The 20,274-nt window shown below is 55.7% G+C and carries 19 protein-coding genes; 10 read left to right on the top strand and 9 right to left on the bottom strand.

What is annotated here, in order from left to right:
• Nucleotides 1-42 precede the first annotated feature (42 nt).
• The gene (locus REIFOR_RS16245) at nucleotides 43-1,053 is read right to left on the bottom strand and encodes a LacI family DNA-binding transcriptional regulator (RefSeq protein WP_100258555.1); all 1,011 of its coding nucleotides are present in this window, start codon (nucleotides 1,051-1,053) and stop codon (nucleotides 43-45) included.
• A gap of 105 nt (nucleotides 1,054-1,158) precedes the next feature.
• Nucleotides 1,159-3,201 carry a M3 family metallopeptidase gene (locus REIFOR_RS16240; RefSeq protein WP_100258554.1) on the bottom strand — a complete coding sequence of 681 codons (2,043 nt, stop codon included), beginning with the start codon at nucleotides 3,199-3,201 and terminating at the stop codon, nucleotides 1,159-1,161.
• A gap of 240 nt (nucleotides 3,202-3,441) precedes the next feature.
• On the opposite strand from REIFOR_RS16240, the gene rph reads away from it, so the two are divergent.
• Nucleotides 3,442-4,158: a ribonuclease PH gene (rph, locus tag REIFOR_RS16235; protein WP_100258553.1), complete on the top strand. Its 717-nt coding sequence runs from the start codon at nucleotides 3,442-3,444 to the stop codon at nucleotides 4,156-4,158.
• Between the two features lie 56 nt (nucleotides 4,159-4,214).
• Nucleotides 4,215-5,078, top strand: a complete 864-nt coding sequence (locus REIFOR_RS16230; protein ID WP_100258552.1) for a YicC/YloC family endoribonuclease — start codon at nucleotides 4,215-4,217, stop codon at nucleotides 5,076-5,078.
• A gap of 63 nt (nucleotides 5,079-5,141) precedes the next feature.
• On the opposite strand, the gene REIFOR_RS16225 is transcribed toward REIFOR_RS16230, so the two are convergent.
• The 4 genes from REIFOR_RS16225 to ectA are packed head-to-tail and all read right to left on the bottom strand — an operon-like array spanning nucleotide 5,142 to nucleotide 8,927.
• Complete coding sequence (locus tag REIFOR_RS16225; protein WP_100258551.1) at nucleotides 5,142-6,578, bottom strand: aspartate kinase; 1,437 nt, start codon at nucleotides 6,576-6,578, stop codon at nucleotides 5,142-5,144.
• Between the two features lie 60 nt (nucleotides 6,579-6,638).
• Nucleotides 6,639-7,043 (bottom strand): ectoine synthase, encoded by a 405-nt coding sequence (locus REIFOR_RS16220; RefSeq protein WP_100258550.1) that lies wholly within the window; start codon nucleotides 7,041-7,043, stop codon nucleotides 6,639-6,641.
• Between the two features lie 50 nt (nucleotides 7,044-7,093).
• Nucleotides 7,094-8,425: a diaminobutyrate--2-oxoglutarate transaminase gene (gene ectB / locus REIFOR_RS16215; protein WP_100258549.1), complete on the bottom strand. Its 1,332-nt coding sequence runs from the start codon at nucleotides 8,423-8,425 to the stop codon at nucleotides 7,094-7,096.
• Nucleotides 8,426-8,444: 19 nt separating this feature from the next.
• The gene (ectA, locus tag REIFOR_RS16210; protein ID WP_100258548.1) at nucleotides 8,445-8,927 is read right to left on the bottom strand and encodes a diaminobutyrate acetyltransferase; all 483 of its coding nucleotides are present in this window, start codon (nucleotides 8,925-8,927) and stop codon (nucleotides 8,445-8,447) included.
• Nucleotides 8,928-9,225: 298 nt separating this feature from the next.
• On the opposite strand from ectA, the gene REIFOR_RS16205 reads away from it, so the two are divergent.
• From REIFOR_RS16205 to REIFOR_RS16175, 7 genes are all read left to right on the top strand, one after another.
• Complete coding sequence (locus REIFOR_RS16205) at nucleotides 9,226-9,753, top strand: MarR family winged helix-turn-helix transcriptional regulator (RefSeq protein WP_100258547.1); 528 nt, start codon at nucleotides 9,226-9,228, stop codon at nucleotides 9,751-9,753.
• Between the two features lie 151 nt (nucleotides 9,754-9,904).
• Nucleotides 9,905-10,528, top strand: coding sequence for a guanylate kinase (gene gmk, locus REIFOR_RS16200; protein ID WP_100258546.1), 624 nt, complete (start codon nucleotides 9,905-9,907; stop codon nucleotides 10,526-10,528).
• Between the two features lie 111 nt (nucleotides 10,529-10,639).
• Nucleotides 10,640-10,849 (top strand): DNA-directed RNA polymerase subunit omega, encoded by a 210-nt coding sequence (rpoZ, locus tag REIFOR_RS16195; RefSeq protein WP_100258545.1) that lies wholly within the window; start codon nucleotides 10,640-10,642, stop codon nucleotides 10,847-10,849.
• A gap of 101 nt (nucleotides 10,850-10,950) precedes the next feature.
• On the top strand, nucleotides 10,951-13,053 hold the full coding sequence (locus tag REIFOR_RS16190; RefSeq protein ID WP_100258544.1) for a RelA/SpoT family protein: 2,103 nt from the start codon (nucleotides 10,951-10,953) through the stop codon (nucleotides 13,051-13,053).
• Between the two features lie 122 nt (nucleotides 13,054-13,175).
• On the top strand, nucleotides 13,176-13,694 hold the full coding sequence (locus REIFOR_RS16185) for a disulfide bond formation protein B (RefSeq protein WP_100258543.1): 519 nt from the start codon (nucleotides 13,176-13,178) through the stop codon (nucleotides 13,692-13,694).
• A 99-nt stretch (nucleotides 13,695-13,793) separates the two neighbouring features.
• Entirely contained in the window at nucleotides 13,794-15,029 is a 1,236-nt protein-coding gene (locus REIFOR_RS16180) for a hypothetical protein (RefSeq protein WP_100258542.1), read from the top strand.
• Between the two features lie 173 nt (nucleotides 15,030-15,202).
• Nucleotides 15,203-16,630 carry an aspartate kinase gene (locus tag REIFOR_RS16175; protein ID WP_100258541.1) on the top strand — a complete coding sequence of 476 codons (1,428 nt, stop codon included), beginning with the start codon at nucleotides 15,203-15,205 and terminating at the stop codon, nucleotides 16,628-16,630.
• A 37-nt stretch (nucleotides 16,631-16,667) separates the two neighbouring features.
• Here REIFOR_RS16175 and REIFOR_RS16170 read toward each other — a convergent pair whose 3' ends face one another.
• On the bottom strand, nucleotides 16,668-17,573 hold the full coding sequence (locus REIFOR_RS16170; protein WP_100258540.1) for a GGDEF domain-containing protein: 906 nt from the start codon (nucleotides 17,571-17,573) through the stop codon (nucleotides 16,668-16,670).
• Nucleotides 17,574-17,718: 145 nt separating this feature from the next.
• Between REIFOR_RS16170 and REIFOR_RS16165 the strand changes: the two genes are divergently transcribed.
• Complete coding sequence (locus tag REIFOR_RS16165; RefSeq protein ID WP_100258539.1) at nucleotides 17,719-18,672, top strand: hypothetical protein; 954 nt, start codon at nucleotides 17,719-17,721, stop codon at nucleotides 18,670-18,672.
• 13 nt (nucleotides 18,673-18,685) lie between these two features.
• On the opposite strand, the gene slmA is transcribed toward REIFOR_RS16165, so the two are convergent.
• Nucleotides 18,686-19,285 carry a nucleoid occlusion factor SlmA gene (gene slmA / locus REIFOR_RS16160; RefSeq protein ID WP_100258538.1) on the bottom strand — a complete coding sequence of 200 codons (600 nt, stop codon included), beginning with the start codon at nucleotides 19,283-19,285 and terminating at the stop codon, nucleotides 18,686-18,688.
• A complete protein-coding gene (gene argB / locus REIFOR_RS16155; protein WP_100258537.1) occupies nucleotides 19,278-20,192 on the bottom strand; it encodes an acetylglutamate kinase in 915 nt (304 codons plus the stop codon). The genes slmA and argB overlap by 8 nt, the downstream gene beginning before the upstream one ends.
• Nucleotides 20,193-20,274 lie beyond the last annotated feature (82 nt).

Raw genomic sequence — 20,274 nt, 5'->3', positions numbered from 1 at the left:
AGGCGTTATTACTCACCCTAGCCTGCGCCGTACTGTAAGCGATTACAGGGTTTTTACGGCACGAGCCGTGCTGTCGCGCAGTACCAGCGTCGGTTTAAAGCGGTGGGTGATCTGGACGTCAGGGGGGCCGGTCAGGTTTAACGCCAGCAGGGCCGACTGACGGCCAAATTCGTTGACTGGAATGGCCACCGTGGTCAGCGCCGGCTCGACATAGGGCGCCATCACCATGTCGTCATAGCCGACCAGACTGATGTCCCCGGGAATACGCAGCTGTTGTGTTTTCAATTGGTTCATGGCGCCGATGGCCAGATGGTCGTTTTGCGCGAATAGGGCGGTAAAGGGAATCTGTCGACTGAGCAAGCGAGCAGCCGCGGCCTGGCCACCACTTTCCGTGAAGTTCGATTCAATCACCAGGTGTTCATCATAGTCGCAATTGGCCTGCTCCAGAGCACGCCGATAGCCGGCCAGTCGGGCCCGGGCATCGGCCTTATAGAGCGGCCCGGTGATGCATGCAATGGCGCGATGACCGAGTTCGAGCAGGTGCTGGGTGGCCAGATAGCCGCCCAGTTCGTTATCGAGCGAGACACAGCGCCCAGCCAATTCCGGCACCCGTCGGTTTACCAACACAATGGGCACCTGAACCTTAGCATTGAGGGCGATAAGGTCTTCGTCGGACATAACATCTAGGTGCAGAATCAGGGCATCAACCCGGCGCTGCAGCAGAAAATCGATGGCATCGCGTTCGCTCTCTATGCTGTCGTGGCCGCTGGTGATAATCAGATGTTTGCCAGCCTTGCGCACCTCTTGCTCAGCCGAGTGCATCATGCCACCAAAGAAGGATCCCGCCAGATCACCCACCACCATACCGATCGTTTCCGACCTATTGGTCGCCAAGGCCCTGGCAAAGGAGTTGGGTTGATAGCCCAGCTCGGCCATGGCAGCCAGAACTCGATCGCGGGTTGCGGTGGACACCCATTTGTTGCCGTTGACGACCCGGCTGACCGTCGCACTCGAGACTTGAGCCACTTCTGAGACTTCGCGGATCGTTGCCATGCTGGGCTGACTCAATAGACAAAACATACTCGACTGTAAACGGCCGGCGGGCGACAGGCCAGCGCATTTTCGCGCCGGGCCTGCGCAGCACTGACCGATAGAGGCTTAGACGGCGATACCATTGTGGCGTAACAGTGGCTCGATGCTCGGCGCGCGACCGCGGAAACGTTCGAATAACTCGGCCGCGGGCACACTGCCGCCGAGGCCGAGAATGAGTTCGCGAAAGTCAGCCCCAGCCTGGGCGTTAAACACGCCCTCATCCTCAAAACGGCTGAAGGCGTCGGCGCTGAGCACTTCGGCCCACTTATAGCTGTAGTAGCCAGCGGCATATCCGCCGCCGAAGACGTGGCCAAAGCCGTTTTGGAAGCGATTGTCCGGAATCGCCGGGAGCACCGTGATGCCAGCTCGGACTCGGTCGAGTACCGCCTGAATCGCCGAGCTGGAAAAGTCACCCGCGTGCATGTGCAGATGCATATCGAACAGGCTGAATTCCAGCTGGCGGACCTTGGCCATGGCGCTCTGGAAGTTTTTTGCCGCCAGCAGTTTTTCGAGCAGATCCTTGGGTAGGGCGGCACCGCTATCGACATGGCCCGAAATAAAGGCCAAAGCGGCCTCTTGCCAACACCAATTTTCCATAAACTGGCTGGGCAGTTCCACGGCATCCCAGGCCACACCATTAATGCCGGCGACGGCCTTAACCTCGACCCGAGTCAGCATATGCTGTAGGCCGTGACCGAACTCATGAAACAGGGTGACCAGGTCATCATGGGTCAATAGGGAGGGCTTGCCATCGACCGGCGGGGTGAAGTTGCAAGTTAGATAGGCGACCGGCAGTTGCACGCCGTCGTTGACGCGCATCCGACCCCGGCACTCGTCCATCCAGGCGCCGCCGCGCTTGCCGGCACGGGCATAGAGATCGAGATAGAAGCGTGCGACCAGCTTACCGCCTTCATAGACGTTGTGCAGGGTTACATCGGGGTGATAGGACTGATAATCCTCGGCCGGCTCGAAGGTGACATCGAACAGCCGAGTGGCGGTTTCGAACAGGCCGACCAGGGCCTTGGGTGCCGGGAAGTAAGGCCGTAACTCCTCTTGGGAGATGCTATAACGTTGCTCGCGCAGTTTTTCCGAGGCATAGCCCAGATCCCAGGGTTGCAGATCGTTTAGGCCGAGCTCGCGGCGAGCAAAATCGGCCAGTTCGGCGAATTCTTGCTGGGCTTGAGGATAGGCCTTGGCCGCCATCTCATCGAGGAAACTGATGACCTGCGCCGGGGAATCGGCCATCTTGGTGGCCAAGGAGACCTCGGCGTAATTGCCATAACCGAGCAGTTCGGCCAGCGCCTGGCGTTTGCTGAGAATCTCGGTCATCACCGGACCGTTGTCGAACTTGCCGGCGTCCGGCCCCAGCTCAGAAGCCCGGGTGACGTTGGCGCGATAAACCTCTTCGCGCAGCGCACGGGAATCGGCATAGGTGAGTACCGGCATCAATGACGGGGCCTCCAAGGTAATTAACCAACCGTCGAGCTGCTTTTGGCGGGCATATTGGGCCAGGGTGGATAAGGCCGACGCCGGCAAACCGGCCAGATCGCTGACCTCGGTGATGGCCTTAGTCCAGCTCTGGGTGGCATCGAGCACCTGCTCGGAATATTTCTGCTGCAACTGGGCCAGCTCGCTCTGCAATTGGGCGTAACGCTGCTGCTGGTCACTCGGCAAGTCGATGCCGCTGAGTCGAAAGTCGAGCAATGCTTGGCGCACCGCCTCTTGCTCGGCGGGCGCCAGGGTGGCGAATTCGGGCTGCTGGTGGATCTGCTCATAGGCCTTGAACAGCCCAGGATGCTGGCCCAACCAGGTCGAAAACTCGGTTATCTGATTGAGTGCCAGGCCATAGGCGGCGCGCAGGCTGGGCGAGTCTTGCACACTGTTGAGATGACCGAACAGGGCCCAGGCGTTATCGAGCAGGCGCGACTGCTGCTCAATCGGCTCGATCACCGTGCCCCAGGTGGCAGGACCGGGTTGGTCCAGTTTGGCCGCAATGGTGGCCTTGGCCGCATCGATCAACGCGGTCATTGCCGGCGCTATATGGGCCGGTTCGAAGAGTTCGAACGGTGGTAATTCGTGATTCTCGAGCAGCGGGTTGGTCGCCGTCATGGTCGGGTGATCCTTAAATTCATCAACAGTACCCTATATGATAGGGACAACTGGCTCGGGTACAACCGGGCGGGCGGTAAATATTCGTGTGCCTGGGCCCACACCATGGTATGTGATCGGCTCTGAGCCGGGCCTGTGCTTATTCGGCCCTCGGTCTATAGTCCTTTGCTTGGTGGTGATTCAGGTGGCACGCCTATATAATCCTCCGCTCTTTGTTCACCCATCTTGTTAGGAGTCACCATGCGTCCAAGCGGCCGTCAAACCGATCAATTACGCGCCATCACCATCGAGCGTCAATTCACGATCCATGCTGAAGGCTCTGTCTTGGTCAGCTTTGGTAACACCAAGGTTATCTGTACCGCCAGCGTCGAAAGCGGCGTGCCGCGTTTCATCAAGGGTAAGGGCAAGGGCTGGGTCACGGCCGAATACGGCATGCTGCCGCGTTCGACCGGCACGCGCAATCAACGCGAAGCCGCGCGTGGCAAACAGACTGGTCGCACCGTCGAGATCGGCCGGCTTATCGGTCGATCGCTGCGCGCTGCGCTGGATATGGATCTGCTTGGTGAAAACACCATCGTGCTCGATTGCGATGTGATCCAGGCTGACGGCGGCACCCGCACCGCCTCGATCACCGGCGCCTTTGTCGCCCTATCCGACGCGATCAACAAGATGCTGGCCGACGGCACCCTGAAGAAGAACCCGATCAAGCATGCCATCGCCGCGGTCTCGGTGGGCATCTGGCAAGATACCCCGGTACTGGATTTGGATTATGCCGAAGACAGCACAGCGGAAACCGATCTGAACGTGGTGATGACCGCTCAGGGCGGCTTTATCGAAGTGCAGGGCACCGCCGAAGGCGAACCGTTCACGCCCGAGCAACTCAGCGCCATGTTAGCCCTAGCGGCCAAGGGCGTCAGCGAGCTGTGTGGTTTGCAGCAGGCAGCATTGGCCCAATAGGCCCACGCTGACCGGGCCGGCCGGCCCGGTCCGATTCACCCGCAAGGGGAGACCCCATGACCCATAGCATGACGGCGTTTGCACGCAAACAACAGAGCTTCGACTTTGGCACCCTGTCAGTCGAAATCAAATCGGTCAATCAACGCTATCTCGAACCCACCTTCCGTCTGCATGACACCCTGCGTTCCTTGGAACTGAAACTGCGCGACCGTCTGAAGCAAAAAATTCAGCGCGGCAAGGTCGAGATTACGGTGAAGTTTTATCTGAACAGCGGCGAGCAGGGCTTGGATATCGATCCCGACCGGCTCCGCTCGGTCTTGGCGGCCTTGGCCAAGATTGACGCGCAAGTGGCCAACAGCGCTGCGCTCAATCCGCTCGAGCTGCTGCAATATCCGGGCATCTTAATCGACGCCGAACTCGACGTAGAGCAAGTGCAAGAGAGCCTGCTGGTGCTCTTTGACGACGCGCTCGATGACTTGCTCGACGGTCGTCGGCGCGAAGGCCAGGTACTGGCCGAGGCGATTTTGCAGCGCGTCAGTGAGATCGCTACCCTGGTTGCCGAAATTCGGCAGGAAATACCGGAATGGTTGCAGACCCTGCGAACCAATTTGCGCACCAAGGTGCAAGGGCTGGGCGTCGAGCTCGATCCGGAACGCTTGGCACAGGAAGTGGTCTTGCTGGCCCAAAAGGCCGATGTGGCCGAGGAACTCGATCGGCTCGACGGTCATTGCAAGGAAACTCAGGTTATTCTTAAGCAGTCCGGCCCGGTCGGCCGCAAGTTGGATTTTCTGATGCAGGAATTCAATCGCGAAGCCAATACCCTGGGCTCGAAGGCAAGCAAAGAAAACATCACCCGTTCGGCGGTCCAATTGAAAGTGCTGATCGAGCAGATGCGTGAACAGGTACAAAATATAGAGTGAGGTCTGGCCCGCCCTCGGCTCCGAACCAAGGGCGAGTTCTAAAGATCCGCGTTCTGCCAGCCCTTAGGAGGCCAAACAGATAGCCCGACCATGGTCGTGGATCTCGACCAGGGACTGGTGTAGGGCCTTAACCGCGTTGGCGTAATCTTCTTCCTGAATCACAAACTGCACATCAACCTGGCGCATGCATTGGTGCACGGCCAGTATGCTGATGCCGGCTGAGGAAATGGCCAAGGCGGTCTGAGCCAACAAACCGTTTATTTTAAGGTCGCTACCGATCACCGAGACAATGGCGACTTTCTTCTGATCCACTTCGGCTTCCGGAAAGGTTTCCTCCAATTCAGCGCGAATCCGCTTAACCGTTTTTAGGTTGGTCGTCAGATAGTGGGTGACCGAGTTGGCATTGATGTCTTTGGAGACAATATGTGCCTTGTAGCGCTTAATGATGGTGACAATCTTGGGGTCGAAGATATGGAACAGTCCGGCCATATCCTGATCAAAAATTTCCAAGGCATAGACGCCCTTGGTGCCAGCGACAATTTCGACGCGCGGTGCATCACTGACGTAGTCGCCGGTAATCAGGGTGCCGGTGTGCTCTGGCTCAAAGGTGTTTTTAATGCGCAGTGGAATATTGCTTTGGCGCAAGCCTTTGGCCGCCTTTGGGTGTATGGCTTCCATCCCCAGGTTGGCCAGTTGGTCGGCGACATCGTAATTGGTGCGGCCAATGGGCACGGCCTTGGCTTCGCCGACCAGGCGCGGATCGGCGCTTGAGAGGTGAAACTCTTTATGGATGATCGCTTCCGTCGCGTCGGTCAGTACCGCCAGGCGACTGAAGGTCATTTCACTGTACCCGCGATTAAACGACGACATTAGGCCATTTTCACTGTGAGCATAGCCGGTCACGATGGGCAGCGAAGTGGCCAAGTCGATGCTCGCAAAGGCTTTTTGAATACGCTCATCGAGCGACATATGCTCTGTGGCGCGCCAACCGGTCAGGTCGATAAAGCAGGCGTTCACGCCATCGCGTTGCAACAACTTAGCCGTATTCCAGGCACTGTGGGCTTCGCCTAGGCTGGCCAGCATTTCGCGCACCGTCGCCAGGTGGGCGTCCAGTGCGAAGTGGCCGTGATGGCATAGGCTCTGCAAGTCGAGCAGGCACTGGCGCGCGTCGATGATCCGGTCGTTAATAAATTGGTCGGCCTCGACCAGCGCCTCTGTGTCGCCAAACAGCTGGGCGTTGATCTGATGTAAATCAGCATTCAGAGCGGTGATGGCGTCGAGCCAGCTGTCATCTTCCATACTGCTGGCAAAGAGTTTAAACACCCCCGCCTTACCGCTTTTTTTGAACTCAAGCAGCTTATCGGTGACACCGCCATAGGCGCTGACGACGAAAACCCGATTGTAATAATGCTTAAAACGCGACGGCTTAAATACGATATTGTCTCGTACCGAGGCATAATCGTTCATCGACGTACCGCCGATCTTTTCAATGGTGTGCATCTTGTCCCCTGAGTCTAGTGTTCCGTCGAGGAACCGTTCCTTCTCCAACGTGACGTTGGCTTACTGGTCGATCGATTCGGCTTCGAGCTCGTAGGCGCCGTCAGGGTTATGCACTTCTTTGCCGTTCAACGGCGGATTGAAGACACAGGCCATTTTCATCTCTGAGAACCCACGCAAGATATGTTTATCGTGCTTGTCTAAGATGTAAAGCGTACCTGGTGCTATTGGATATTTTTGACCATCGGCTAGGGTTTCAACTTCCCCTTCGCCGCTGATGCAATAGACCGATTCCAAATGATTCTGATAGTGCATTTGAAAGTCTGCACCCTTATAGATGGTGGTGATATGAAATGAAAACCCCATCTGATCTTCCTTCAACAGCAACCGGGTACTGTCCCAGTTGCCATCGGGTGACATTATTTTCCGGCCTTGCTGTTCAGCCTGAATCATATTACGAACGATCATAGATACTCCTAGGCGGCGTCTGGGCCTTAGGCCACAGACGCCTAATTAGATTAGCTGGCCAGGGCGGTCAATTCAGGTTCGACGAGCTGAACGTTGTCGAAATAGTCTGATTCTTCCGGCATTTCGGACTCCTTAGCGCAAATATCGCGAATCGCTGCGGCCAAGATGTCGAGACCTTTCTTCAGGTTGGCATCGGTGATAATGAGTGGGCATAAGATTTTCACAACCTGGTCGTCGGCACCGCTGGTTTCAATCATCAGACCGTTGGCAAATGCCTTGCGGGTGATTTTTGACGCCAGATCGCCGTCGACACAGTTTAGGCCTCGAAACATACCGCGCCCGCGGGTGGAGAAATTCCCATCGCCATAGGCTGCAGCCATTTGAGCTAAACGCTTTTCAACATACTCGCCTTTGCGTTGTATGTCTTTCGCGAAACGATCGTCGGCCCAATATTCATCCAGGGCCGCCTTGGCGGTGACGAAGGCAAAGTTGTTACCACGGAAGGTGCCGTTGTGTTCGCCGGGCTTCCACTGATCCAGATCGGGTCTGATCATTACCATGGCGAAGGGTAGGCCATAGCCTCCTAAGGATTTAGACATGGTGACTATGTCCGGCTTGATGCCCGATTCTTCAAAGCTGAAGAAAGTACCGGTTCGACCACAACCGGCTTGAACGTCGTCGACAATCAACAGGACGTCGTATTTGCGACACACACTCTCTAACTGCTGCAGCCACTCGGCGCTGGCGGCGTTGATGCCACCTTCGCCCTGAACGGTTTCGACAATTACCGCGGCCGGCAAGTCGATTCCGCTGCTGGAGTCGCCCAGTACCTTGTCGAGGTAGGCAGTGGTGTCGACACCGTCACCCAGGTAACCATCGTAAGGCATGCGGCTGCTGCCACCCAAGCTAACGCCGGCGGCACCGCGATGATGCGAATTGCCGGTGGTCGCCAAGGCGCCTAGGCTGACGCCGTGGAAACCATTGGTAAAGGAGATGACATTCTCGCGGCCCGTGACGTTTCGGGCCAACTTGAGCGCGGCTTCAACCGCGTTGGTGCCGGTAGGTCCGGTAAACTGCATCACATAATCGAGGTTACGCGGCTTTAAGATGCGCTCGTTAAAGGCTTCCAAGAACTCGCCCTTGGCCTTGGTGTGCAGGTCCAGGCCATGGGTGATGCCGTCGGCCATGATGTATTCCACCAAGCGAGCTTTAAAGAGGTCGTTGTTGTGACCATAGTTCAGTGTGCCGGCACCGGCTAAAAAGTCGAGGTATTCATTGCCCGCTTCATCGTAGAGCAGTTCGTTCTTGGCGCGGTTAAAAATACAGGGAAAAGAACGGGCATAAGATTGTACCGCGGATTCAAATTCGTCAAAAATAGTCATATGTTCTCCAAAGGATGGATTAGGCATTAAAAGGTCCGATGCGCACCAGGCTCTCACTCTCGTGGTCGCCCTGAAAATGGGTCTGCTTATCTAGATAGTCGATCTTGTTCAATTCCGCCTCGAGGCGCCTGGCTAGGCGGGTAAAAAGAGCCCAAGATGGCTTGTTTTCTGCCGTAATTGTAGTTTCGAGGTATTGCACCGAATGCAGATTAGGGCGTTGCAATAAGCTGTCCAGCATCTGGCTGGCCAGGCCTTTACCGCGCGCAGAGTCGTTCACCGCCACCTGCCAGATAAACAAGGTGTTGGCATCTTCCGGCTTAACATAGCCGCTGATAAAGCCGACGCATTGATCGCCCGCTTTGGCAAGAATTGAGGTTCGGGCAAAGTGACCAGATTGCAAAAAATTGCAGTACGCGGAGTTTACATCCAGCGGTGGGCAGCTCTTGATTAATCGATGAACAGCATAGCCGTCATTTAATGTAGGGAGATGCAGGCTAATCATGTTGGGGTCCTTTCGATATTTAGTTAGAGCTCATTATTTATGCATCTAAATAATTTTCCCTGACGCTAATCATAGAGTTTAGCCCTATGCCATAAAAATGCCGATAATTTCGATTTATGAATTGAATTTGCCGAAAAAGAAAGCATAGTACACTAAGTAATATAAAATTTCAGGGCTGTTTGCAATGTCAGAATTCATCGTAGGCTAAAGATATGCTAAAAGCCTTAAGCGGTGTCGGCTCTAGCGACGCTTGAGGTATAATTTCAATTTGATATATAAAGCATTTAACGAGCAATCTATGGAAAAAGTTGACGAAGTCCTGGTGGCGCTGCGCCGAATTATTCGCGCCACCGATCTGCACTCTAAGCATTTGGCCAAGACCACGGGGCTGACCGCTCCGCAGATCATTCTGCTGAAAACTATTCGAGAGCGGGGCGAGATGACTATCGGAGGTCTGGCGGGCATTATTAATTTAAGTCAGGCGACGGTCACTACCATCATCGATCGCTTGGAAAAGCGTGGCCTGGTTGAGCGGGCGCGCTCCAGTACCGATAAACGCAAGGTCTTTGCACTGTTAACGGACGCCGGACAGGAGGTGCTCAAGTCGGCGCCCATGCCTTTGCAGTATCAATTCGCGCGCCAGTTTGGTGATTTACACGAGTGGGAACAGATGATGATTATCGCCTCACTGCAGCGCGTCGCCCACATGATGGATGCACAGCATATCGACGCGTCGCCGGTGCTCGATGTCGGATTGCTTGACCGTCTGGGCACCACTGTCGAGAAACACGATACTTTTAACAGCAGCAAGGCACCCGTCAAATAGCCACGCAAACCTTCCCGATGGCCGGGACCACTGCTCAATACGCTGCGCAGTGGATCAATTGAGGTTAGCATGGCTTTAGGCAGGAACTTACCTTCAAGCCCTGCTATCATCGCCCGATTATCCCTATTACAGCAGAGCTCAGGTCCCTTTCATGGCAACTATCGTCCCCGGTATCCTTTATATTATTGCCGCCCCCAGTGGCGCCGGCAAAAGCAGTTTGGTCAATGCGGTGATCGCCCGTCTGCCGTTCGTGACCTTGTCGATTTCCCATACCACTCGCGCCATGCGGCCGGGTGAGGAAGACGGCGCACACTATCACTTCACCAGCCCCGCAGACTTTGTCGAGCGGGTCGGGCGCGGCGAATTTTTGGAGCATGCCCAGGTTTTCGATAACTATTACGGCACCTCACAGGCCTATGTCCAACATCAGCTCGATGCGGGGCACGATGTGATTCTCGAGATCGACTGGCAAGGCGCGCAACAGGTGCGCCGACTGATGCCAGGCTGCCGGAGCGTGTTTATTTTGCCACCGTCGAAAGCGGCTTTGCAGGAGCGACTGGAAAAACGCCAACAGGACAGCGCGGCCGTCATCAGTCGGCGCATGCTCGACGCGGTCTCCGAAATGTCGCATTACGGCGACTTCGACTATCTGATTATTAACGATGATTTTTACAAAGCGTTGGACGAGCTGGCGGCGATCTTTACCACCAATCGCCTCGTGATGAGTCAGCAGCAGCAGCGTCATCAAGGTCTGATTATGCAGCTATTGACCTAGGCCAAGCTTAATTTATGCGGATAAGGGCTCTAAGCCATCATGCCGGTTGCCAAACCGTCTAATTTCCGTACAATCGCCCGGCTTGCACCAGCGAGCTCACAGGAGATCACCATGGCACGCGTTACAGTTGAAGATTGTTTAGATAAGGTTGCGAATCGTTTTGAATTAATCATGGTTGCCAGCAAGCGCGCGCGCCAGATTTCGAACGATGGAGTAGAAACATTCGTTGAGCAGGGTAATGACAAGCCAACGGTCGTTGCATTGCGTGAAATTGCCGAAGGCAAGATCAATGCTTCTATTCTCGACGAGATCGAAGACTAAAGACAGGATCGCACTAAAATAACCGGGCTTTGCCCGGTTTTTTATTGCCGTTTGAATGGGTTTGAATACACTGAAGCTTCATAAGCCAGTTTGGACTTTCCTTGCCAACCGTACACGATCTCGCTGAGCGCCTAAATGAGTACCTGTCACCGGAAAAGGTGGCGCGTATCAAACGGGCCTATTTTTACGCCGAGCAGGCGCATGAAGGTCAGATGCGGCGCAGTGGCGAACGCTATATCACCCATCCCTTGGCGGTTGCCAATATCCTCAGCGAAATGCATATGGATCATCAGAGTCTGATGGCCGCCATGCTGCATGATGTGCTCGAAGACACGGCCGTATCCAAGGAGGCGATCGTCGAGCAGTTTGGCCAGGGTGTCGCCGATCTAGTCGATGGCGTGTCCAAGCTGACCCATTTGGAATTCGAAAGTAAGGTCGAAGAGCAGGCCGAGAATTTCCAGAAAATGGTCCTGGCCATGTCCAAGGATATTCGCGTGATTCTGGTCAAGTTGGCCGACCGCCTGCACAATATGCGCACTATGGGCGTGATGCCGCCGGAAAAGAAGCGCCGTAAATCGCGTGAAACCCTCGAGATTTATGCCCCCATTGCGTTGCGGCTGGGCATTAATGATCTGCGGATTGAGCTAGAAAATCTATCTTTTGAATCAATCTACCCATTGCGTGCTACTCGGATTCGCTCTGCCATGCGCAAGCAGTTGGGGCACCGCAAAGAGGTTGTCCGGCATATTGAGGAGGCGTTGGCAACTCGCTTGCTGCAGGAAGGCATCGAAGCTCAGGTCAGCGGCCGGGAAAAACATCTCTATTCGATCTATAAAAAGATGCGCGAAAAGCGCAAATCTTTGAAAGAAATTCTCGACGTCTATGCTTTTCGGATTATCACCGACTCGGTCGATTCCTGTTATCGCATCTTGGGTTCGGTGCACAATCTTTATAAGCCGGTGCCGAATCGTTTTAAAGATTATATAGCCGTACCTAAAACCAACGGCTACCAATCCCTGCACACCAACCTGATTGGTGCCAATGGCGTACCGATTGAAATCCAGATTCGCACCCAGGATATGGAAGACATGGCCAATCACGGCATCGCCGCGCATTGGCTGTACAAAACCGACGACACCCAAGGCGGCCAAACGCACGCCAGAGCCCGGCGTTGGGTGAAGAATTTGTTGGAAATGCAGGAGCGCGCCGGCGATTCGATGGAGTTTATCGAAAACGTTAAGATTGACCTCTTCCCCGATGAAATCTATGTCTTCACCCCCAAGGGTGAAATCATGGAGCTGCCGCGCGGCGCGACCCCGATCGACTTTGCCTACGCGGTGCATACTGATGTCGGCAACGCCTGTGTCGGCTGCCTGGTCAATCGCAAGCTGTCGCCCCTGAGCCAGCCGTTGATCAGCGGTGATTCGATCAAGGTGATTACCGCACCCGGTGCGCGCGCCAACCCGGCTTGGCTCAATTTCGTCTTTACCGCCAAGGCACGGGCGAATATCCGCCACTTTTTGGCCACCATGGAGCAGCAGGACGCCATCGGCTTGGGCAAAAAACTGCTCGACAGCCAGCTGCGCAATTTTGGCACTGACCTTGAAGCGGTATCAGGCGAGGCCATCAGCACCGTCTTGCTCGAGTCGAATCTAAAGGATGCCGAGCACCTGTTTGCAGAGATCGGCAGCGGCCAAAAGCCGGTCTATATTATCGCGCGCCGACTCTTGCAATTGTCGCAAGGCGATACCCTCACCTCGCCTCAAGGCAGCCTCACGATTCAGGGTACTGAAGGGCTGCGCATCAAGTATGGCAAGTGCTGTCGGCCGATACCGGGTGACCCGATTGTCGGCGTGATGTCCAAAGGCAAGGGCATGGTGGTGCACATCGAACAGTGTCGCAATATCGCCGACCTGCGCCACGATCCAGATCGTTGTGTGCATCTGCATTGGGAAAAATCGATGGAAGGGGAGTTCCTGGTCGATTTGCGCATTGACTTGAGCAACGTCCGAGGTGTCTTGGCCAGTGTCGCCAATGCGGTCTCACATGCCGAAGCCAATATCGAAAGTATCCAAATGCAGGATATTGACGCGATTACCTCGCGGGTCAGTCTGCTGGTGGCCGTGACCGGTCGAACCCAGCTCAGTCGAGTGCTGCGCCGGCTGCATGCGCTGCCCGCGGTGGCCAAGATAGAACGAGTCTGAGACTGGGGTTTTTTACAGTTTGCTGCGCAGCCGAGCCTTAGTTGGCCTGCTATCGTTGACTTTTCTTGGCCTCGATCTGTCGCTCCGGTCGACCATTACTACCCAACTCATTGGAACCCACTATGCTGCCTGTGCTGATAAAATTTGTTCACTCCCGTTGGTATTGGTATCTCGTTGTGGCCGCTGGCCTAGCCTTAGAAAGCGTGGCCTTGTTTTATCAATACATACTCGGCGAGCCACCCTGTGTGCTCTGTATTCAGGCGCGTTTTTGGACCCTGAGCGGCGTGCTATTCGGCCTGTTCGGTCTGAGTTCCGAGCGCCCGGTGGCTCAGGGTGTCGCCCATGTCGGCCTCGTTGCTGCCCTGGCGGTGCTGATTGACCGCAGCCGAATCTCGGTGTTGGTCGAACGCGGCCAATATGAGGGGCAGTGCGGCATGGATGCCGGTTTCCCGGCTTGGTTTGCGCTCGATGCCTGGTGGCCTCAGGTCTTTGAAGTCCAGACCATGTGCGGCTACACACCGAACTTTATCTTTGGCTTGAGCATGGGCGAGGGCCTTTTTTATGGTGCTATCATGCTGCTGGTCGTTGCCGTTGGCGCCCTAGTCCTGAGAGCGGCCTCGGGCTTGCGGGGCGTCCGCTAAAATCGCCGGCCGATCCATTTACTGTTGAATTTTAAGTCGGACACCTGGTCACAATCCAGCCAGCGCTAATAGAACCGACTCTCTGCTAGGAGCTCGTTTATGGCACCGCACGCTTATGCGATCCATCGTTTGAAACCCTTGCTATTGCTCGCCAGCCTCGCCAGTTGTGCTAACTGGAGCAGCGCCGAAAGTCTGGCGGTGGATTGGCTCTACCTAGCGAACAACGGCGCCTGGGTAGCACGCAGTGAAACCCTGAACGCGACTGAAACCCGGGTTCGTCTGCCGGTGGCTCGGCTCAGCCCCGAGCAATTCTGGTGGCAGACCGAACTCGCCGGCACTCGGCTCAGCTGGTCGTCGCCCGACCCGCGCCGGTTACCCACCCAGGGTGAGGCCGTGAATATAAGAGGTGAGGCTGGGCTCTGGCTGGTGCGGGGGGTGAGTGCCAGTCAGCTGATCCTGCAACAGGGCAAGACCGTGCGCTATTGGCCGCAAAGTCAGTGGCATTTGTTGAATTTCACCACCCTGGTCGACACCCCGTTTGAACTCAACGTGATCCAACCGCAGACGCAAAACAATAGACTCTTCTATGCTTGGCAAGACTCGGCCATTAGCGCTCAGGTGCGTTACCGGCTCGATATAACAGCGGCGGCGCCCAAACTGCATCAGGAGCTAATAGTCTCCAACTTGTCCGAGTACGACATCGAGGCGCCGGGCTACAGCTTTGCTCAGGTGCCAAGCCCGCCTCAGATCATGATGCGAGCGCTGTCGATGGAGCGCGCGCAACAGGACATGGCGCAACCGCAGAGCGGCCAGAGCCAGGGCGTGCCAACGCTATTCGCGCTTGAGCCCTTTAACCTTGCGGCCAATACCCACCTCTGGTTGCCGGTTGCCGAGACGGTGCTGAGCCGGTTGGCGCGGCAATATGAGTTGCAATGGGACAGCCGGCAACAGGGTCTGCAGCAGGCTCAGGCGAGTATTTTAATCGAGAGCGAAGGCCTCTTACCCGACCTAGCGGGACCGGTTAAGGTTGGCGTGTTCGATGGTCAGGCAGCGCTGCTGGACAGTTATTATGAACCTGGGCAAGGCGCGCAGGCGACCCTGGCGCTGGGCCAGAGCAGTCTGGTGAATCTTACCAGTGCCATGGTCCGCGAAGGGCTTTGGCGTCTGACAGTGGTCAATCGCTCGATCGCGCCGGCCAGCATTGCCCTCACGGTAAGCCACTGGAATGGTAAGCAGAGCCAGAAAACCCCGATGACGCTTACCCTGGAGGCCAATGCCAGCCAAGAGATCAAGCTGGAGCTGGGCAGCGGGGGGCAGCTCAGGATAGTGAAATAGCGACCTTTAAATCGGGCGACCAGTAGCCATTGCTGATTATTCACCACCATCTTGTGAAATTTCCACTGCCGAGCGTGACGGCTTTTATTGAGTTTAGAGTTAAATGCCTTAAACTTTAGGGTCCTTGACCCATTGGCTGAGTGTTCTCAGCAAAACTTAGGACCAAACCGAACATGGCACTGCATACCGTTGAGAAAATTGGTGGAACTTCCATGAGTAATTATCCCGCCGTGCGGGACAATATTATTCAGATTGGCCGATCACAGGCCCAGATGTATCAACGGATTTTTGTCGTGTCGGCCTATGGCGGTATGACCAATCGCTTGTTAGAGCACAAAAAATCTCGCGAACCCGGCGTCTACGCGCTCTTTGCCAATAACGATTCAGATTGGCAGTGGAGCGAGGCGCTGACCGATACCGCCAAGGCGATGCGTGAGTTCAACGCGCAGCTGTTCGATCAGCCCCATATATTGAAGCAGGCTGACCAATTCATTACCGAACGGATGGAGGGCATTCGCTCTTGCCTGTTGGATTTGCAGCGGGTTTGTTCTTACGGCCACTTTCAGATTAACGAACATCTGGCGACCGTGCGCGAAATGCTCGCGGGTGTCGGCGAGGCGCACAGTGCTTTTAACGTCGCCTTGCTGCTCCAATCCGAAGGCATCAATGCACGTTTCGTTGATCTCTCCGGCTGGCGAGAAAAAGACAACCTCGCGCTCGATGACAAAATCCTAACGGTCTTCTCGCGCTATGACCTGGCCACCGAAATGCCGATCGTGACCGGCTACACCCAGTGCGCCGAGGGCCTGATGCAGACCTTCGACCGAGGCTATTCCGAAATCACCTTTAGTAAGATTGCTGAATTGACCGAAGCCCGCGAAGCCGTGATCCATAAGGAATACCACCTGTCGACGGCCGATCCAATGGTGGTCGGTGAACAGAATGTTAAGCCCATCGGGCGGACCAATTACGATGTCGCCGATCAACTTTCATTGATCGGGATGGAGGCGATTCATCCCAAGGCGGCTAAGGGTTTGCGCCAAAAGGACATTCCGTTGCGGGTCAAAAATACCTTTGAACCCGATCACGACGGCACCCTAATCACCAACGACTATCGATCGAAAACGCCACGCGTGGAAATCATCGCCGGGATTCAACATATTTACGCCTTGAGTGTGTTTGATCAGGATATGGTTGGCGAACCGCAGCAATTTCTCGAGATTCAGCGCTTGGTGCAGGAATTCAACCTGCCCTTGCTGGCCAAGGAGCACAACGCCAATACCGTCACCCTCTATCTGGATACCGGGCTCAAGGTGGTGGAGCGAATTCAGGCCAGGTTGGAGCGGCATTTCCCCAACGCCGAGATGACCAGTCGCAAGATTTCTATGGTCTCGGTCTTGGGCTCGGACATGAACGTGCCGGGGATTTTGGCATCCATGTCGGGCGCTCTGGCGGCGAAAAACATCAATGTACTGGCCATCTATCAGAGTATCCGGCAGGTGGATATACGGGTCGTGGTGGCCGAAGATCATTACGAACTGACCATTGCGGCATTGCACAAAGCCCTGATTGAAAACCAACCGCTCGATGCGGTCGCCTAACGTTTATTTCGTCCCTGCGGCCCGATCTCTTGGGGCCTTAGAGCAGGTCGCCACAGACCTGGTTGCGACCGGCCTTTTTCGCGGTACCCAGGCGTTGATCGACTAAGAAAATCAGCTGCTCGACACTCTTGTTCATCTGCCAGCGCACCACGCCGGAGCTGATCGTGACGGGGCGCTGCATCTGGGTCCATTTTAATTCCGAGATCTGTTGGCGCAATCGATCGAGTGACAAAATGGCCGCACCGGTTTCGGTTTCTGGCATCAGGATCAAAAATTCTTCGCCGCCAAAACGGGCGCATAAATCGGTTTCCCGAAAACTTTTACCAATGACATTTGCCAGGCGCTCAAGCACCTCATCGCCATAGGCGTGACCGAAGGTATCGTTGATGCGCTTGAAATGATCTATATCGATCAGGGCGATGGCGAAAGGCGACTGATAGCGCTTGGCCTGCAGATGCATCTGTGTCAACCGCTCCAAGGCATAGCGACGATTATAGAGCCCAGTGGCAAAGTCACGCGTATCGGCGTCTTCGGCATGCTGTTGAAGGGCGTGAAAGGATTGCATCAGATCGGAGACATCGGTCAACACCAGGGCTTGGCAAGGCTGTTGCCGATGTTGGCTGGTCAGCACATGCCATTGCGCCCAGCGAGTTTGGTTGCCTGCGCTCAAACCTATATAGGGGTCGGGCAACTGTCCGGATAGCAGGTCGCTCAGAGTCAGATGATGGAAATGGCGATCGACCAACTGCAACCCCAATTTCGCCAGCCAGGCCTCTTCCAGGCTGGTTTGCTGCGCCTGGATCTGGCCAAACCATTGGCGTGCCTTCTCATTGGCGTCCACAATGGTGTGCTGAGCATCGAACAACAGCACCGCGGTGGGCTCGGTTACCAGCAAGTTGGTTTTAGGCGCAGTGACCCGTGTGGCCGGAATAGGCTGATTCATTGAGCGAGTGTCCTTGTCAAGGTCGGCACATTCCGACCCGCGGGCCGGTCATGATGACAGTATAGTAACTTTTTCCGGGCGCTGCAGTCGTCCTCTTTCCAAGGCGATGCGGCACTTTCGGCCTCTATTATAGGAGAAATTCAAGATGAAACCGCTCGTGATGCTGTACTTGATCCTGCTTACCCTGCCGGCACAGGCTAAAACGTCGCTCTACGGCCAGGCCAATGGCTATGGCCAACTGGCTGCATCCGATGCCGGCTCGAATGTGCAACTGGAGACCCACCTGTCGGAATTTGGTTTTCGCGGAGACACCCCGGTGGCCGCCAATAGTGCTTTTTTTGACCTCGCCGTGGGCCTGGTGACCTACGCCCAGGATGGCTGTTGTCCGCAGCTGGTGCGCAGCGAGGTGGGTCTGCGCAGCGATCAGGGGGCCCTAACGCTATTTTACGGCGACAGCCCGCTGGCACGCAGCAATAAATTCTTCACGTTGATGCATCGCGATCCGGATGCCTTGACGGGAGCCTTGGGCTACAGCCAGGCCAGTAGCGACAATTTGGCGGTGGGTCTGGGCAGCGTCGATGGCCTGAGTTATAGAGCCCCGGTCATCGCCGATCGGCTGCAGCTTGAATGGGCGGTGATACCAGCGGAACGACTCGGCGGCGAAACCGGGTTGTCGTTCGCGGCCGACTACGCCGACGCACGACGCCGACTCAGTCTCGCGCTGGAGCTCAATGGCACGCATCAGAACAGCCAGCTTATGCGCCTGATCGGCGATTGGGTCAGCAAGGGCCTGACGGTCGGTGCAGGGCTGCAGCTGAGCACCAGCTCGGTGTCCGACGCCCGTGCCCTGACCCTGATAAGCTTTACCCGCATTCCCTTCAGGTTAGCCTCTAACCCGTCGACCCTGAGGTGGTTGGTGAGCGCTAATCGGCTGATCAGCCCAGGGTCGGCCGATCAAGAGCAGTACTACACCAGCCTAGTTCAGGAGCTGAACCTGACCGACAAGGTGTCGGCCTTTGGTTTTGTCGAGCTTGATTGGCCGGATCGAGCGGCAGAGCGAGTGGCTTACGCTGGTGTGGGCCTGAATATCGAGTTTTAGGACCACCGCCGGCCTATTCAGTTACGAAGATGGCGCCTGCCAGAATCGGCCATTGCACCGCCCAATCTTGGGTCGGAGGGCGTTTGAACTCACTGCGCACAAACTGATTGATGCGCCCTTCTGCGAAGCTCAATAACAGGTTGGCGGCCTGGTTAAGGGGCAGGGCCGGGCGGATGCCTTCGCGGATCTCCGCTTCGCGCAGCACCTGTTTTAATTGGGTTTCGAGTCGGTCGAAAATCTGCATGACTCGGCTGCGCAAACGCTCAACATCACCGGCCAAGGCATCACCGATCAGGATGCGGCACATTCCCGGGTTGCGTTCGGCAAAGGCCAAGAGCAGGCCTAAAATCGCCTCACAGCGCGGGATAGCGGCTTCCTCCTCTTGCAAAATTCGGGTCATGCGCGAGAACAGCGTATCTTCAATAAAGATGATTAAGCCTTCAAATATTTTCAGCTTGCTGGGGAAGTGCCGATAGAGCGCCGCTTCGGATACACCGACTGCCTTGGCCAGTTTTGCCGTGGTAATGGTTTGGCCCGGATGGGTTTCAAGCATATGGGCCAGCGCCTGCAAAATCTGGTCTCGGCGTGAAGGGGCCTCACTGCGCTCAGTCATTGAGCAGCTCCTGCTGATTGGTAATAAGGGTGCCGACACCGCTGTCAGAGAAGATCTCCAATAGCGTCGCATGCGCCACGCGGCCATCGATAATATGGGCACTGTTGACGCCGGCATGGACCGCATCCAAGGCACACCGAATCTTGGGTAACATGCCGCCATGGATAGTGCCGTCTTCGATCAGCTCGTTGACCTGGTCGGTGCTCAGACCGGTCAGAATTTGGCCGCTCTTATTCTGCAACCCACTGATATTGGTCAGCAAAATGAGTTTCTCGGCGCCCAGCACTTCCGCCACCTTGCCGGCGACCAAATCGGCGTTAATATTATAGGAGGTACCGTCTGCGCCGACCCCGATCGGTGCGATCACTGGTATATAGCCGCCATCACTCATCCAATTGATAAAGGACTTATCGATCGATTCGACCTCGCCAACGTGGCCGATATCGATAATTTCGGATTTTTTCAGGTCGGGACTGTCGCGCATCACCTTGAGCTTGCGCGCCTTGATGCTATGCGCGTCCTTACCGGTCATGCCGAAGGATTTGCCCCCGGCCTGGTTGATCAGCGACACAATATCCTTATTAACCAAGCCACCTAGGACCATTTCGACAACATCCATCGTTTCTGATGTGGTCACTCGCATGCCATTGACGAACTCACTCTTAATATTGAGTTTTTCCAGCAGGGAGCCAATTTGTGGCCCGCCGCCGTGCACCACCACCGGGTTGATGCCCACGGTCTTGAGCAGGACGATATCGCGCGCGAAGCTGGCCTTCAGGGTGTCGTCAACCATGGCGTTACCGCCGTACTTAATGACTACGGTTTTGCCCTGAAAACGTTGGATATAGGGTAAGGCCTCATTTAAGACTTTGACATAGTCGTGCGCGGTACGGTTATCCAGTGACATAAGGATTCCAGAAAAGTGTAAAGGATCAGCACGCGCGCCCAGTTTTAGGGTTCGGGCGCACCGCCGTGATCGACCGGTCTAG

The organism is Reinekea forsetii (genome assembly GCF_002795845.1).
Taxonomy (GTDB): domain Bacteria; phylum Pseudomonadota; class Gammaproteobacteria; order Pseudomonadales; family Natronospirillaceae; genus Reinekea; species Reinekea forsetii.
The sequence above is the reverse complement of the archived record's forward strand: the minus strand, read 5'-3'. Positions and strand labels throughout refer to the sequence as shown.

Bases quoted from the DNA above. Each gene is read 5' to 3' on its own strand.
- ectA (WP_100258548.1), bottom strand. From the start codon at position 8,927: ATGATTAGCCTGCATCTCCCTACATTAAATGACGGCTATGCTGTTCAT.
- REIFOR_RS16225 (WP_100258551.1), bottom strand. From the start codon at position 6,578: ATGCACACCATTGAAAAGATCGGCGGTACGTCGATGAACGATTATGCC.
- argB (WP_100258537.1), bottom strand. From the start codon at position 20,192: ATGTCACTGGATAACCGTACCGCGCACGACTATGTCAAAGTCTTAAAT.
- REIFOR_RS16230 (WP_100258552.1), top strand. From the start codon at position 4,215: ATGACCCATAGCATGACGGCGTTTGCACGCAAACAACAGAGCTTCGAC.
- REIFOR_RS16165 (WP_100258539.1), top strand. From the start codon at position 17,719: ATGAAACCGCTCGTGATGCTGTACTTGATCCTGCTTACCCTGCCGGCA.
- REIFOR_RS16240 (WP_100258554.1), bottom strand. From the start codon at position 3,201: ATGACGGCGACCAACCCGCTGCTCGAGAATCACGAATTACCACCGTTC.
- gmk (WP_100258546.1), top strand. From the start codon at position 9,905: ATGGCAACTATCGTCCCCGGTATCCTTTATATTATTGCCGCCCCCAGT.
- REIFOR_RS16245 (WP_100258555.1), bottom strand. From the start codon at position 1,053: ATGGCAACGATCCGCGAAGTCTCAGAAGTGGCTCAAGTCTCGAGTGCG.
- rph (WP_100258553.1), top strand. From the start codon at position 3,442: ATGCGTCCAAGCGGCCGTCAAACCGATCAATTACGCGCCATCACCATC.
- REIFOR_RS16185 (WP_100258543.1), top strand. From the start codon at position 13,176: ATGCTGCCTGTGCTGATAAAATTTGTTCACTCCCGTTGGTATTGGTAT.
- REIFOR_RS16180 (WP_100258542.1), top strand. From the start codon at position 13,794: ATGGCACCGCACGCTTATGCGATCCATCGTTTGAAACCCTTGCTATTG.
- REIFOR_RS16175 (WP_100258541.1), top strand. From the start codon at position 15,203: ATGGCACTGCATACCGTTGAGAAAATTGGTGGAACTTCCATGAGTAAT.
- REIFOR_RS16220 (WP_100258550.1), bottom strand. From the start codon at position 7,043: ATGATCGTTCGTAATATGATTCAGGCTGAACAGCAAGGCCGGAAAATA.
- ectB (WP_100258549.1), bottom strand. From the start codon at position 8,425: ATGACTATTTTTGACGAATTTGAATCCGCGGTACAATCTTATGCCCGT.
- REIFOR_RS16205 (WP_100258547.1), top strand. From the start codon at position 9,226: ATGGAAAAAGTTGACGAAGTCCTGGTGGCGCTGCGCCGAATTATTCGC.
- rpoZ (WP_100258545.1), top strand. From the start codon at position 10,640: ATGGCACGCGTTACAGTTGAAGATTGTTTAGATAAGGTTGCGAATCGT.
- slmA (WP_100258538.1), bottom strand. From the start codon at position 19,285: ATGACTGAGCGCAGTGAGGCCCCTTCACGCCGAGACCAGATTTTGCAG.
- REIFOR_RS16170 (WP_100258540.1), bottom strand. From the start codon at position 17,573: ATGAATCAGCCTATTCCGGCCACACGGGTCACTGCGCCTAAAACCAAC.